We start from the raw sequence: 15716 nt of genomic DNA on the forward strand, positions 1-15716 counted from the left end.
ATTCCCACTACCAGTTAGAAAGGGGAATAAAATAATGAAAAATAACTTTTTAGTTTTATTTATTTTAACGTTGGTGTTTATTTTGACTGCTGGTTTGACTGTTGGAGCTCAAGAATATAAAATAGGTATTTCACAATTTGTTGAGCATCCCGCTTTAGATTCAGCTAGAGAAGGTTTTATTCAGGGCTTAGTAGAAGCTGGTTTTAATGAAGAAAAAATTGAGTTTATTGAACAAAACGCACAGGCTGATTTTGCTACTGCTCAATCAATTGCTCAACAGTTTAGAAGTAATGATCTTGATCTGATCTTAGCGATTGCAACACCAAATGCTCAGGCAGCTGCAAATGTTATTACAGAAACTCCTGTCTTATTTACAGCTGTTACCGATCCAGTTGAAGCTGGAATTGTTGACAGCATGGAAAAACCAGGCGGTAATTTAACTGGAACCACAGATATGAATCCTGTGGCTCAGCAGATTGAATTGATTAAAGAATTCATTCCAGAAATCAAAGACTTAGGTGTTCTTTATAATCCAGGAGAGGTTAATTCTGTTGTTCAGGTAGATATCGTTAAAGAAACAGCTAAAGCAATGGGAATTAAATTACACGAAGCAACTGTAAGCAACAGCAGTGAAGTAAGTCTTGCAGCTTCTTCTTTAGTTGGAGATATAGATGCAGTTTATGTACCTACAGATAATATTATAGTTTCAGCTTTGCCCTCTGTCCTACAAATTACTAATCAAAATAAAATACCTGTATTCGCTTCAGAAAACGGTCAGGTTAGACAGGGAGCAGTTGCTACTTTAGGAATAGATTATAAGCTGCTTGGTATTCAAACTGGTAAAATGGCAGCAAGAGTCTTAAATGGGGCTGACCCTTCAGAAATGCCTGTGGAATCTTCAAAAGAATTAAAACTGTATCTTAATACAAAAGCTGCGGATAATTTAGATTTAGAAATTCCAGCAGCTGTTTTAGATAGAGCAAATGTTATTTATGAAGAAATAACCCAAGAGTAGATTTTTTAACAATTTAATAAAATATTTAGTTTAGAAATGGTGTGAGGTGTGTTATGAATCTAAGTTTTGCAATTACGTCGTTAGAACAGGGCCTTGCCTTTGGTATTATGGCATTAGGTGTCTTTATATCTTTTAGAATCCTCGATTTTGCTGATCTGACAGTCGACGGCAGTTTACCTTTAGGTGCTGCTGTTTCAGCAAGATTGTTAGTAGCAGGGGTTAATCCTTTTGTCACATTAGCTGCAGCGGTTGCAGCTGGAGGAATGGCAGGAGCAATTACCGGTTTTTTAAATACTAAATTAAAAATTGCTCCTCTTTTATCAGGAATATTGACAATGACTTCACTTTACTCAATTAATTTAAGAGTTATGGGTAGACCCAATATTCCACTTATCGGGAAGGGAACAATTTTCTCTTTTATTAGAGATTTAGGAGTTCCATATCCCTGGAATAATTTACTTTTATTAATTTTAGTAATAGTTGCTGTCAAATTAATCTTAGATGCTTTTTTAAACACTCAAATTGGATTTGCTCTAAGAGCTACTGGAGATAATCCACAAATGATAAGAAGTATGGGAATCAGCACAAATTCAATGAAAATGTTAGGATTAATTCTTTCTAATGCATTAGTCTCACTGTCAGGTGCACTTGTTGGACAATATCAAGGATTTGCAGATGTTAATATGGGGGTTGGTACAATTGTAGCTGGATTAGCTTCAGTAATTATTGGTGAAGTTGTCATCGGAGATAGTTCAATTATAATTGCCACTCTTGGTGTAATTATAGGTTCTATTCTTTACAGATTTAGTATTTCAATAGCATTAAATTTAGGGCTTGCTGCTTCAGATTTAAAATTACTGACAGCTATATTAGTTATAATTTTCTTATCAACTCCAAGAATAAAAAAAGCATTGAGGTGATAAATAAATGCTGAAAGTCAAAAATTTAGAAAAAATTTTTTATAAAGGTACTCCAAACGAGAATGTAGCCATTGATAAAATTGATTTAACAGTTAACGAAGGTGATTTCATCACAATAGTAGGTAGTAATGGAGCAGGTAAATCCACTCTTTTAAATTCTATCGCTGGAGTTTTTCCAGTTGAAAACGGAAGTGTTATTTTAGATAATGAAAATATTACAAAAAAATCTGAATATAAATGTGCTCAAAAAATAGGAAGAGTTTTTCAGAATCCTTTAGCGGGAACTTCGCCTGAAATGACTATTGAAGAAAATCTTTCGCTAGCAATTTCTAAATCTAGAAATCTCTCTTTAAGATGGGGACTAAGTAAACATAAAAGAGAAATAATGCGTAAACATCTTGAAAAAATTGATTTAGGCTTAGAAAAAAGATTAACTACCAAAGTTAAGCTTCTATCTGGAGGTCAGAGACAAGCTTTAACACTTTTAATGGCAACGGTTGCTAATCCTCGACTGCTGCTTTTAGATGAGCATACAGCAGCTTTAGACCCTGCCACAGCTATTAAAATTAAGAATCTTACAGTAGAATTAGTTAATGAGAATAATATAACAACTCTAATGATTACTCATAATATGGAAGATGCAATCAAAATGGGTAACCGTTTAATAATGATGGATGGTGGTCAAATCATTTATGATATAAAAGCAGAAGAAAAGAAAGATCTTACTATTGAAAAACTGCTTAAAATGTTTGAAATTAAGCATGGTGGCCAATTTAATAATGACCGCATGTTGTTATCTGTTTAATAAGCTACTAAAGCTCCCTATTTTTATAGGGAGCTTTTTCTATGCTTAATAATTATTATGAAATTCTATTCACAGCCAATTATTTATAATTTTATTTTTACTTCTGCAGCAGCATCCAAAAAATATTCTTTTTCAAAAACACTAAATTTTAGTGCTTCACTATTATCTGCAGCTGTTTTTAACTGAAACTCATTTTGATTTAATCTAATTTCAAATTTTTTATTCTGATAGTTCAGCTTGAATTGAATTTCTTCCCATTCCTGACAGAGAACTGGCTTAAATGAAAGACCTGCTTTATCAATTTTCATACCAGCAAAACCATTAATTATCAACTGCCAAATTCCTCCGGCAGCAGCTGTATGAATACCACCAATAAAAGTTCCTCCGCTAACTGCTTTATTGGTACTCATTAAATCAATAAAGGCTGATTTTTTAAAATAATCATAAGCTTCTTCTGCTCTTCCCAGTCTGGCAGCGACAACTGCATATTGGGAAGGACTTAAAGAAGAACCATGCTGGGTTCTAGGCTCATAATAATCATAATTGGCTGTAAGTACTTCCTCAGAAAAAATATCATGTAAAGTAAATAACTGAATTACATCAGCCTGTTTAATTACCTGAGTGAAAACAGCGACTCCATTCGGCCAGCCCCAATATTCAGCTTTATCAATTAATCTATCATTCAGTACTTTTGCTGTGGTATCTTCAAGCTCAAAATAACCATCAAACTGTTCAATTAAATTACTCCGATCTGGCTGTGGTAAATAAATTTTTTCTGATATCTCCTGCCAAGCTGTAATTTCAGATTCATTTAAGTTAATTTTATCTTTAATTTCCTCCAGCTTTTCGGGATATTCATTTTCCATTTTAAAATAAAAATAAAGTGCCTTTTTTAGAGCAAACTGTGTCTGATAATTAGTAAAGGCATTATTATCTACATTTTCATGATATTCATCCGGACCTAATAGTCGAATGATCTCATACTGATCTTTGAATTGATTATAGTGTACTCTGGAGTTTAGAAATCGTGCAACCTCAAATAAAATTTCTGAGCCATAGTTAACAACAAAATCTATATCTTCTGTTGCTAAATAATATTTCCAAATAGCATAGCTTATATCAGGAGAAACATGAATCTGCCAATCATTAAAATGATTTCTAATTTTACGACCACTAATTACATCTTTAAAGAAAAATGATGGACATAATTCCTTTCCACTTTTTCCAGATATCCAGGCATAAAATGCACCAGCATATCCTAAATCTTCAGCCTTTTGACGAGCTCCATCTAAAGTATGATATCTATATTTTAAAATATTTTTCGCTGTTTCTGTTTCTGTAAATAAAAACATAGGTAAATTAAATATTTCTTGATCCCAAAAAGCTGATCCTTGATATGCTTGACATGACAAACCACGCGCACCAATTGGTAGACGTTCACTATGAGCTGGGGTTGCAATAATATTATGATAAAGATTAAATCTGACTGCAAGCTGATCTAAAAGATTTCCTTTAATTTGGATATCCATCAGTTTCCATTTTTTATCCCAAACTGCTTGATGTTTTTCTTTTAGCTCATCATAACCTATTTTTAATGCTGACTCAGCATCATTTAAGGCAGCTTTTAGTGGACCATTTAGATCATTACTAGAATAGACAATCATGTTTCTTTCCATTTCTATTTTTTCTGATTCAGCTTCAGCCTTAATCAATAAATAAATCGACTTTTCTTCATTTTCAACTTTCAAATTTTTAATTTTACCTTTTTTAAATTCAAAGGATAAAGCTGTAACTAAGGTAATTTTACTCTCTACTGTATTTGCTTTTAAATATACAATATTTTTATTAGAATCATACTCCCCAGTAAAGTTTTCAAGATGACATCCATTTAAATCCCAGATGTCGCCATTGATTCCAATTTTTAGTTTTATTTCTTTTTTGTCTAAATTATTTATTTGATATTTATTTGCTATTAAATGTAGATTATCATAAGAAGCAAATCTTTCTGAAACTATTTCAAAATCACTTTCTAATTTAGACTGTGATATTCTTTTGAAAATTCCATATTTATAATTAAAATCCAATTCTGTAGTTATTCTATCTTCTTTAGGATAATCTCCAAAATCTTTCCCATTAACCGTAACTTTTGTTGTCAGTGCATTTGGTGAATTAGACAATTCTCTCCATTTACCATCTGCCATATCATAAGTATCAGTTATAACACAGGCCTGGTACTGTTCCTTACCCCATTCTTCTAAGGTTCCACGATAACCAAGATATCCGTTACCACATAATAAATTACTACCGTAATGAACTAACTGATCTTCTTTTAATTCTTTTATTTGTAAATTCCACCCATCTTTAATTTCAAAAAAATTATTATAATTCAAATTTATACCTCCCTCAAGTTAATCTAAAATTTACATAAAGAAATTAGGCCACCCAATTATAGTTTCACTATAATCCTGATGGCCTGATTTTCTCTATTATCTAATCAGTTTATTATTTTATATAGTTATATTTAATTTCAATTAGACTAATTAAACCTTAAATCTAAACTTATCCTTTTACAGCTCCAGCAGTCAATCCAGCTACAATACGTTTCTGGAATATTAAAACTAAAACTACAATTGGAATTGTAACCATAACTGCAGCTGCCATAATTTCTCCAAATGGTTCCTGACGGGCAAATTCCCCTGAGAAAAATTGAATAGCTACCGGTACAGTCCTAGAACTTGGATCAATTGATGTAAATGTTAAAGCAAAAAGGTATTCATTCCAGGCCTGAATAAATGAAAGTAGACCTGTTGTAACTAAAGCAGGTGCAGTAAGCGGCAGCAGTATCATATGGAAAGTCTGAAATGGAGTTGCACCATCCACCTGAGCTGACTGCATAATCTCATCTGGTAAATCTCTAAAGAAAGAGGTCAGGACCCAGGTTGTAAATGGCAGAGTAAATAATAGATATGTAAAAATCATACTTACCCTGGCACTTAAATTTAAAGCATTGATTACTGCATATAATCCGGATAAAACTGTGACCTGAGGAAACATTGTCATTGCTAAAATTGTGTATAATGCGGGCGTTTTACCTTTAAATCGCAGTTTTCCTAAGGCAAAAGCTGCAAATGATCCTGTTAAAAGAGCTAAGATTGTAGTTGAAGTTGCTACTATAGTACTGTTAATTAAACCTCTAACAAAACCACCATTAGAAAATATAGCTCTATAATTTCTAGTAAAAAATGAAATTTCACCTGTATCAGGGTCTCTAGGAATTAAAGTTGCTGGAGTCATGCTTAACTGTGCTTCTGACTTTAAAGAAGAAGAAATTGCCCAGTAAAATGGAAATAACAAGTATATAACAATTACTGCCAGCACAAGATAGAATAAGATCTTTTTAAATATTTTTTTCTGATCTCTTGTCATTCTGTATCAACTCCTAAGGATTTCATATAAAGGACAGCAAAACCAAAGATTATAATGAAAATTATAACTCCAATTGCTGATGCCATTCCCATCTGCCTGGCCTGAATTAATTGAAAATAGTTAAAACTGGCCATTGAATATCTTTTCTGTGACAGCATCACCTGGAACACATCAAATACTCTTAAAGCATCTAATGTTCTAAAAATCAAAGCAACTGCCAGTGATGGTTTCAATAATGGTAAAGTAATATTAAAAAACTGTCTAAATTTACTAGCTCCATCCATTTCTGCTGCTTCATATAATTCATTTGGAATCAGCTGTAACCCAGCAAGAATTAAAAGAGCCATGAATGGTGTAGTTTTCCAAACATCAACCGCTATAATTGCTGGAAGCTGTAAAGAATTATTACTTAAAAATGAATAACTGGTTTCAATTAAACCAAACCTGTCTCCTAACATATTAAATAAACCTGCCCTTGTTGGCTCAAACATCCATTCCCACATTCTGGCAGAAACAACTGTGATTACGGCCCAGGGAACTAACATTACAGCCCTCATAGCACCTCTACCTTTAAACTCACTATTAACAACCAATGCAACTATTAAACCAAGGACTGTCTCAAAAAACACCGAAAATAGTGTGAAGATTAACGTATTCCAGACAGATCTAATAAAATCTGGAGTCCGGGCACCCACCACATATCGATTACCAAAAAAACTGAACTCAAATGATGGTCGATATAAATAAGGGTCTCTTGGTAAAACTCTTATCGGTCTTTGAAATTGCTTTTCTCCGGTTCTCTCATCAACTACCTGCTCACCAGTTTCTTCATCAATTATAGGTTCTAATTCTTTAACAGAAACTGATAAAAGTGCTTTATAGTTATCTAAACCAACAAAACTAGTCTCTTTGCTTGAAGCAAATTCTTTATCAGTAAAACTGGTATAAAATACTTGACCCAGAGGATATAAAGCAATTATGATTAAAATTAAGAATGCTGGTATTAATAATTTAAAAGCCAATTTTTGTTCTTCTTTTGCCAGATTTGATGAATTACTATTTGACATTAAGTTTCCCCCCTTTTTTTCAGAGAATCTGGAGAGGTACAATCCTCTCCAGATTATTACTAATTTAAAAAAACTTTACTTATGGTTGTAATGGCTCACCAGTTTCAAATCCTGTAGTATCCATTAAGTTTAATTCTAAATACTCAACCGCTGTTTGAGCATCGCTTCCACCAGTTAGTACTGAATGAACTGCCTGGAAGAATAACTCTGATACCTTGTTATATTGGGGAGCAGTTACAGTAGAAGGACGAGCTACAGCATTTGTAAATACATCATAAAGGCTGCCAAAGAAAGGAACTGCCTCTAGTACATCTTCATCTTGATATAATGATTTAATTGTAGGATTGAAGGCTCCTTCAACAGCACGCATTTTTTGTACTTCTTCTCCAGCTAAGAACATAGCTAATTTAGCTGCTTCTTCAGGGTGATTACTATACTTACTAACTCCTAAGTTCCAGCCGCCTAAAGTTGCTGCTGATTTACCACTATCTCCAGCAGGCAAAGGTGAAACGTCAAAGTTTCCAGCAGTAGGCTTACCTTCTTGATTTCCTAAAGCATAAGCATAAGGCCAGTTACGCATAAATAATGCATTACCAGCTTCCCACATTGAACGAGCATCTTCTTCGCCCATACCTGTTACACCAGTTGGAGAAATAGTTCCGACCCAACCTGCAGCTTGCCTAATAATTTCAATTGCTTTATCATTATTAATTGTAATTTTTTGATCAGGACTAACTATCTGTCCACCACCATTAGAATAAGTCCATTCTAGAGCGTCACAGGTTAAACCTTCATAAGCATCTCCCTGCCAGACATAACCATAAAAATCTTGATTACCGGCTTCTCTTTCTTTTTCCATAATATATCTTGCTGTTTCCTCTAATTCATCCCAGGTTTCTGGTACTTCACGATCATATTTTTCCAAGAGATCTGTTCTGTAATATAAAAGACCTGCATCTGTAAACCAAGGCATAGCTACTAAACGACCATCAGTTGTTGTGTTGTTCTCAATGATTGCCTGGAAATGCTTATCAGCAACTTTTTCAGCACCATAGTCATAAAAATCAATAAAGTGCTCTGCTAAATCACCTGGCCAGATTACATCAATTTGATAAACATCTACTTCAGGGCTCTCAGCTTCTAAAAACTGTAAATAAAGACCTAATCTATCATTAGCTAAGTCAGGTGTCTCTAAAACTTCTACTGTTACATTAGGATTTCTTTCCATATACATTTCTGCAGCTTTAATAGTTAGTTCTTTCTCCTGACCAACAGCACCACCAGCAACAGTCAAAGAAATCTTTTCACCATGGCTATCAGCAAAAGCTAGACCACTAAAGGTAATAACAAAAACTAAGGCTAAAACTAAAAATAAATTTTTTTTCATTAATAATTCTCCTCCTCAAATTGATTGATAAATTTAAATATATTAAGAATATAATATAATCTTAACTATATATTATTGTTAATAATCACCTCCTGATTAGTAGTAAGTTCATTTAATTTATTTGTGCTTTCTCTAACCACAAGTTCATGTGGAATAAAGACTTTGTTATCTTCTATCTTACCTTCTTTAATAATTTTATTCAGAATTTCTATACTCTTTAAACCCAAATGATAACCCGATTGTTTAATAGTTGTTAAAGCAGGACTTGTATATTTCCCTAAGTCAATACCATCAAAACCAACTACTGAGATATCTTCAGGTATACTAATTCCCTGTTCTTTTAAATATCTAATTGCTCCTACTGCCATTTCATCATTAAATGCAAAAATTGCTGTTACATCTGGAAATTTATTTAGAATCTTTTGGGCTGCTGAATACCCACTCTCATATGTGAAATCACCTTCAATTATTCGAGCTGATTCATATTTTATATTGCTTAATCTTAAAGCAAGTTTTACTCCTCTTAACCTTTCTTGGCTTGCAAGCATGTCAAGGTCTGGTCCTTTAATAAAAGCAATATCTCTATGTCCGGCCTGACAAAGAAATTCTACCATATCATAAGCAGCCGCTACATTATCAACTGTAACACAGCTGATTTCTGGATCACTTATATAACCAGAAGCAAAAACAACTGGAATATTATAGTTTTTAACTATCGAAAGAAGATCATTATAATAATTAGTAGTTATTAAAATGATTCCATCAATTTTTTTCTGCTTCATGATGTTTAAATAATTCTGTTCTTTTTCAAACTCACCATCTGAATCTCCATAAATCAGAGCAAAACCCCGCTCTCTAGCTTCAGCCTCAATCCCCTTTAACAAATTTGCCAAAAAAGGCCTTTCCATCCCAGCACCAATGACTCCAATTAAATTGCTGGTATTGGTTCTTAATATTCGAGCAGAATCATTAATTTGATAGTCCAACTTTTCTACAGCTTTTTCTACTTTTTTTGCTGTCTCTTCTCTAACAAGTGAACTATCATTTAAAACACGAGAAACTGTGCTTAATGAAACTCCTGCTAATTTTGCTACATCTTTCATGGTTACATCCATAATTTTCTCTCCCAAATTATAATGAAATCCATTTCACTATTTATTATATTCAATACAAAATATATAATTCCTGCAAAAATCACAGATTTTTTTGATAATTTATTTTTTTAATTTTAGTGATATTACGGCCTAAATAGCCAAATTTTCGTTTTTATTTATAATATATTAATTGTAAAACTTAAGATTCTAAATATTAATTATTTTTTATTGTTGATTTTGCAAAAGTCTTCTGAAATAAATGAAATGGTTTTCATTCAACTTAAACTAATTAGAATTTTATTCAAAATAAAATAATTCCAGTTTGTCTTTTGTATGAATATTATCTAATATCTTTTGATTTGATAATTTTTCAGATATTAAAAAAAGATCAACACCTTTAAAAATAACAAGATATGGATTATCATGAAATAAAATTTCTTCCATAATAGTATAAGCTATATTTTGATTTTCCATATTTTTCGTTAATTTTATATAATCAATTAAATTATCAATTCTTCTATTTTCATAGTTAAAATAATTTTTTTCTGACTTAGAATAAAAATTATCAGCAATAAATTCAAATTTATTTTCATAACTATATGACATCATAAAAAGATCTCTTTGAGAATTGCTTTTTAATAATTCTAAATATTTACTCCAATTATAATTTTTTACTTCAAGCTTAACGTTAAATTTATTCAGTTTAGTTTTCAATAATTCACTAATTTGTAAGCTTAAATTAGAATTGTTGCTGATCATTTTTAGCTTTAAATTATCACTAAAATTCACTTCATTTTCTGAATTTGCTTCGGTTTTAGCAGATATTTTGTTTAAAAAATTAAAACCATCACTCATATTTTCATTATGAATATAATTATTTAGTTTGATAGCTTGATTAAATTTATCATTATTTAAACTCGACTTAATTTGATATTTAATTACTTTATATTTACTTTCTTTAATATCATTATCTCTGCAGTCAAAAGCAACAAAATATAAATTGTTATTTATAATTGTTTTAAGATTATAATTTTCATCTCTTTGATTATTATGATAATAATTAATTAATTGATCATAACTAAGCTGGTATAAATCAAATTCTTGATAATTTTTATTCAGATTTTTACTATTATCAAAATAATATTCAATTTGTTCTAAATAAGGTAATTTATTTTGTTGTTCTGTCTTTTTCCAGTAATTTTGATTTTTGGTTAATTTAATTCTATTATTGGCAAAGTTTTTAAATTTAAAAGGGCCGGTACCAATTGGATTTAAAGAAAATTTTTGACCTGATTCTAAAACTGCTTTTTTTGGTATTACTACAGCTGCTTCTTTAGCTAAATTATAAATAAATGGTGCATATGAATCTTTTAGACTAATTTGAAGCTGATAATCATCTATAACTTTAATCCCGGTTATTTCATTTGATTTCTGTTCTTGATAATCATCATATCCTACCACTTTTTTAAATATACCTGCATAAGGAGATTTATTTTTGGGATCAGCCAAATATTCAAACGACCACTTCCAATCAGCTGCAGTAACTTTTCTCTGCTCAATTTTTATCTCTTTTCCATTAAGCTTATAAGGGTGAAAATATACATTTTCTTTTAACTTAAATTTAAAAACAGTTGACTCAGCATTACTTTCCCAAAACTCAGTCAAATTATTACTTAATTCACCCTGACTATTTAAAATCAGTAATTTATCAAAAACCTGCTTATTTATGTTTTTTTCAGTTTGATTTGCTGAAAATATTGGATTTAAAGTTAATGGCCTTTTATTCATTTTAATTTTTAAATTCCCACCATAATTTTCTGCATTTACATTAAAGGTAATTGAAACAATAATAAATAAGATTAATAAATATATTTTTTTATTTGTCATTTAGATTCCTCCAGCTTAGATTACATATTTCTTTCCACCTTAATTATCTTATTCTCCAAAAATATAAAAATCCCTGTTTGGAATTTAAATATCCAAATCAGGGATTTAAAATTTAAACTTGATCTATATTTATTTATCTAATAAGTGACAGGCAGCAAAATGTCCATCTCCATACTCTTTAAACTCAGGTTCTTTTACAGAACAGGGTTCAAAAGCTTTTGGACAGCGGGGATGGAATCTACAGCCTGAAGGTGGATCTACCGGTGATGGTACATCTCCTTCTAAGACAATTCTATTCTTTTTCTTTTTAGGATCAGCCTCTGGAATTGCAGATAATAAAGACTGAGTATATGGGTGTTTAGGATTACTATATAACTCGTGCTTATCAGTTAATTCTACTATCTTACCTAAATACATAACTGCAACCCGGTCACTTATGTGCTTAACTACACTTAAATCATGAGCGATAAAAAGGTAAGTTAAACCATACTCTTTCTGTAAATCCTGAAGTAGGTTTACAACCTGTGCCTGGACTGAAACATCAAGAGCAGACACTGGCTCATCAGCTATAATTAACTTTGGATCTACTGCCAATGCTCTTGCTACACCAATACGCTGACGCTGTCCACCACTGAATTCATGTGGATAACGATGCATATATTCTGCACCAAGTCCTACATTTTCAAGTATTTCTCTTACTTTTTCATTACGCTCTTTTTTATTTTTAGCTAATTTATGAATATCAAGAGGCTCTCCAACAATATCAGCAACTGTCATCCTTGGATTTAGAGAAGCATAGGGATCCTGAAAAATAATCTGCATATCACGTCGTATTGCCCGCATTGCTTTTTTGTCGAGATCCATTACACTTTTTCCTTCAAATATTACTTCCCCAGCTGTTGCTTCTAAAAGTCTTAATATTGTTCTACCAGTTGTTGATTTACCACAACCAGATTCACCTACCAGACCCAGGGTTTCTCCTTCTTTTACTGCAAAAGAAATATCATCAACAGCTTTTACATGAGCAACAGTCTTTTTGAATATTCCAGCTTTAACCGGAAAATATTTTTTTAGATTCTTAACTTCGAGTAAATTTTCAGCCATTATTTCTGAACACCTCGATCCTCATAGATTCTTTCGCCACGTTTTTTAATCTCTTCTAAATCTTTATATCTCCAACAGCGAACCTTATGTCCTGCTGCAGCTTCTTCTAAAGGTGGTTCTTCATCATAACATTTACCTTCAGCTAACGGACAGCGGGTATTAAATTTACAGCCTTTTGGAAAATTAAGTGGAGAAGGTACACTACCAGGAATAGCTTCTAAACGATCAACATCTTTATCTAATTTGGGGATTGAATTCATTAATCCCCAAGTATATGGATGTTTAGGATCATCAAATAATGTATCAACATCTGTGTATTCCACTACCTTACCTGCATACATTACTGCTACCCGATCAGATACTTCAGCAATTACTCCCAAATCGTGAGTAATCATCATAATTGACATACCATAACTTTCTTTTAATGAATTCATTAATTCTAAAATTTGAGCCTGAATAGTTACATCAAGTGCTGTTGTCGGCTCATCAGCAATTAGAAGCTTGGGATCACAACTTAAAGCCATTGCAATCATTACACGCTGTCTCATACCACCAGATAATTGATGAGGGTATTCGTCTACACGCTGTTCTGGCAGTGGAATACCTACTTTTTTCAGCATATCTATTGCCTGTTTTCTAGCTTCTTTTCTATTTACATCTTTATGCAGCATAATTGCTTCAATAATTTGATCTCCAACAGTATAAACTGGATTTAGAGAAGTCATTGGCTCCTGAAAAATCATGGAAATATCATTTCCACGAATTTTACGCATTTCTTTCTCAGAAATTTTTGTTAAATCTTTTCCTTGAAAATTAATTTCACCAGCCTCAATTCGGCCTGGAGGAGATTCTACTAATCTCATAATTGACAAAGAAGTAACACTTTTACCACAGCCAGACTCACCTACAATACCCAAAGTCTCACCAGGATAAATTTCATAATCCACTCCATCTACAGCTTTTACTATTCCTTCTTCGGTATAAAAATATGTTTTTAAATTTTTAACTTCTACTAAAGCTTGTTTATTCAAGAAATTCACCTACCTTTTTGTTGTCTAAAAAATAACCATCTTAGTTAAGTTTCGGATCTAAAATATCACGGAAAGCGTCACCAATTAAATTCCATGATAAACAGAATAATGTAATTGCAACACCAGGAATAATAAGAGTATACCAGTAATTTAATGGGTTGCCTTCAACACCCAAGATCCAATTACGAGCAAAGGAAATCATCTGCCCCCAATCAGCATAACCTTCCGGTGTACCTACACCTAAAAAACTAAGAGTAGATGCTGTAATAACCATCGATCCCATTCTCATTGAAGCTTGAATAACCACCGGGAAAATAGTATTTAAAATTATATGTCTAAAAATAATTCTAAAATCATTAGCACCTAAGGCAAGTGCTGCCTGTACAAATTCATCTTCTTTGACCGATAAAACCTGTGAACGCATTAGTCTGGCAGTACTCATCCAGCTAAAGGTAATTAAGGCGATCATAACATTAGTCAAGCCCTGACCTAAAATTGTCACCAAAACAATAGTTGCTATTATAAAAGGAATTGACATAAAAATATCAGTAATCCGCATTAATATTTCATCAATCCAGCCCCCATAATAAGCGGCTATGGTTCCTAAAACTATTCCAATCGAAGTACTAATTCCAACAACAATTAATCCTATTCTAAAAGCAGTTCTCGTTCCCCACACAATCCCATAAAAAATATCATACTGACCTTCAGTAGTTCCAAAAATATATTCATCGCTTGGTGGTTGGGGTTCAATAGACCAACCAGCTCTTGGAATTAAATACGGATCATCTGGATCTCTAGGCGGTGCTATCCAGGGTGCAAAAACTGCAACTATAATAAAAAATAAAATTATTAAAATACCAAGTAATGATATTTTATTCTGTAACAACCTTTTAACAACTTCTTGCCATTCCACTAAACCATCACTCCAATCTAATTCTTGGGTCAATTACAGCATATGATACATCCACAAATAGGTTAATTAATATTAGAAGGAAACCAAAATATAAAGCTCCACCCAATACACCTGGATAATCAAGCTGCTGTGCTGCATTTGCCATAAACTGTCCTAATCCTCTTATATTAAAAATACTTTCTACGATAACAAGTCCACCTGCTAACCCTAATACCATCTGCCCGGCAACTGTGACTACCGGTATTAAAGCATTACGAACTGCATGTTTGTAAACTACAATATTATCTGCAAGCCCTTTAGCTCTAGCAGTACGAATATAATCTTTTTTTAATGTCTCCAACATATTCGAACGTGTTATTCTTAATATAAAAGCCCACCATAGTATCGATATAGTTATTACCGGAGCAATTAAATGCCTAATAGCATCTAAAACAATAGAAAAATTAAAGTTTAAAATTCCATCAAGAATATACATGCCTGTATAACTAACAAAATCTGCTGAGCGAACTATCTCTGTAGCCCAGTTTGATAATCTTCCTGGAGGCAGCCAGCCTAAAACACCATAGAAAATCATCAAAACAATTAATCCAAAAACAAATGATGGAAATGACCATCCAATTACTGCAAAAATCCTAATCGTATGGTCTAAGGCTTTGTTATGATGAACCGCCGAAAGCACCCCTAATATTATACCACCAAATATTACTGGAACTAAAGATAATAATGCCAGTTCTAAAGTGGCAGGAAATCTATCAGCTATAGCTTTTGTAACAGGAGCGCCGGCCGATTCTGACCAGCCGAAATCACCTTTTAACACACCACCAATCCAGCGTCCATATTGTTCATACCAGGGATCGTTTAATCCATATTTAGATACTAATTGATCGATATCTTCAGCTCCCTTTAACTGGGCTGGGTCATTGATATAAGTACTAAGTCTTTGATAAGGTCCTAACATCATAATCATAGAAAAAATTAACATACTTACTCCAAAGAGGATTATCGGTAATATAAGTAAGCGTCTTGCAATGTAAGCTATCATCCTCTATATTCATCCTTTCCAA

The 15716-nt window shown here is 32.4% G+C and carries 13 protein-coding genes; 3 read left to right on the forward strand and 10 right to left on the reverse strand.

The genetic code is table 11. The features are described 5' to 3' along the window. Positions 1–34: 34 nt before the first annotated feature. From C7954_RS07040 to C7954_RS07050, 3 genes are read left to right on the forward strand one after another with little or no spacing between them, the layout of a single operon-like run. Positions 35–1015 carry an ABC transporter substrate-binding protein gene (locus C7954_RS07040; protein ID WP_134059266.1) on the forward strand — a complete coding sequence of 327 codons (981 nt, stop codon included), beginning with the start codon at positions 35–37 and terminating at the stop codon, positions 1013–1015. 53 nt (positions 1016–1068) lie between these two features. Then, complete coding sequence (locus C7954_RS07045) at positions 1069–1935, forward strand: ABC transporter permease (protein ID WP_089716898.1); 867 nt, start codon at positions 1069–1071, stop codon at positions 1933–1935. 7 nt (positions 1936–1942) lie between these two features. Beyond that, complete coding sequence (locus C7954_RS07050) at positions 1943–2740, forward strand: ABC transporter ATP-binding protein (protein ID WP_073157843.1); 798 nt, start codon at positions 1943–1945, stop codon at positions 2738–2740. An 83-nt stretch (positions 2741–2823) separates the two neighbouring features. On the opposite strand, the gene C7954_RS07055 is transcribed toward C7954_RS07050, so the two are convergent. The 10 genes from C7954_RS07055 to C7954_RS07100 all read right to left on the reverse strand — a co-directional run bounded on the left by C7954_RS07055 (position 2824) and on the right by C7954_RS07100 (position 15694). After that, the gene (locus C7954_RS07055) at positions 2824–5130 is read right to left on the reverse strand and encodes a glycosyl hydrolase family 65 domain-containing protein (RefSeq protein WP_134059269.1); all 2307 of its coding nucleotides are present in this window, start codon (positions 5128–5130) and stop codon (positions 2824–2826) included. Positions 5131–5299: 169 nt separating this feature from the next. After that, positions 5300–6166 carry a carbohydrate ABC transporter permease gene (locus C7954_RS07060; RefSeq protein ID WP_073157849.1) on the reverse strand — a complete coding sequence of 289 codons (867 nt, stop codon included), beginning with the start codon at positions 6164–6166 and terminating at the stop codon, positions 5300–5302. Continuing rightward, positions 6163–7233: a carbohydrate ABC transporter permease gene (locus tag C7954_RS07065; protein WP_089716896.1), complete on the reverse strand. Its 1071-nt coding sequence runs from the start codon at positions 7231–7233 to the stop codon at positions 6163–6165. The genes C7954_RS07060 and C7954_RS07065 overlap by 4 nt, the downstream gene beginning before the upstream one ends. A 79-nt stretch (positions 7234–7312) precedes the next feature. Beyond that, complete coding sequence (locus tag C7954_RS07070) at positions 7313–8620, reverse strand: ABC transporter substrate-binding protein (protein WP_134059271.1); 1308 nt, start codon at positions 8618–8620, stop codon at positions 7313–7315. Between the two features lie 65 nt (positions 8621–8685). Next, positions 8686–9735 carry a LacI family DNA-binding transcriptional regulator gene (locus C7954_RS07075; RefSeq protein ID WP_134059274.1) on the reverse strand — a complete coding sequence of 350 codons (1050 nt, stop codon included), beginning with the start codon at positions 9733–9735 and terminating at the stop codon, positions 8686–8688. A gap of 276 nt (positions 9736–10011) precedes the next feature. Next, positions 10012–11601, reverse strand: coding sequence for an ABC transporter substrate-binding protein (locus C7954_RS07080; protein ID WP_073157861.1), 1590 nt, complete (start codon positions 11599–11601; stop codon positions 10012–10014). Positions 11602–11730: 129 nt separating this feature from the next. After that, positions 11731–12705, reverse strand: coding sequence for an ABC transporter ATP-binding protein (locus C7954_RS07085; protein WP_073157863.1), 975 nt, complete (start codon positions 12703–12705; stop codon positions 11731–11733). Then, positions 12705–13736 (reverse strand): ABC transporter ATP-binding protein, encoded by a 1032-nt coding sequence (locus C7954_RS07090; RefSeq protein ID WP_073157866.1) that lies wholly within the window; start codon positions 13734–13736, stop codon positions 12705–12707. The genes C7954_RS07085 and C7954_RS07090 overlap by 1 nt, the downstream gene beginning before the upstream one ends. Positions 13737–13776: 40 nt before the next feature. After that, positions 13777–14652: an ABC transporter permease gene (locus C7954_RS07095; RefSeq protein ID WP_073157869.1), complete on the reverse strand. Its 876-nt coding sequence runs from the start codon at positions 14650–14652 to the stop codon at positions 13777–13779. A gap of 7 nt (positions 14653–14659) precedes the next feature. Then, positions 14660–15694 (reverse strand): ABC transporter permease, encoded by a 1035-nt coding sequence (locus C7954_RS07100; protein ID WP_073157871.1) that lies wholly within the window; start codon positions 15692–15694, stop codon positions 14660–14662. Between the last annotated feature and the right edge of the window lie 22 nt (positions 15695–15716).

Origin of the sequence: Halanaerobium congolense (assembly GCF_004366375.1) — a bacterium.
In the GTDB taxonomy this organism is placed as follows: Bacteria; Bacillota; Halanaerobiia; order Halanaerobiales; family Halanaerobiaceae; genus Halanaerobium; species Halanaerobium congolense.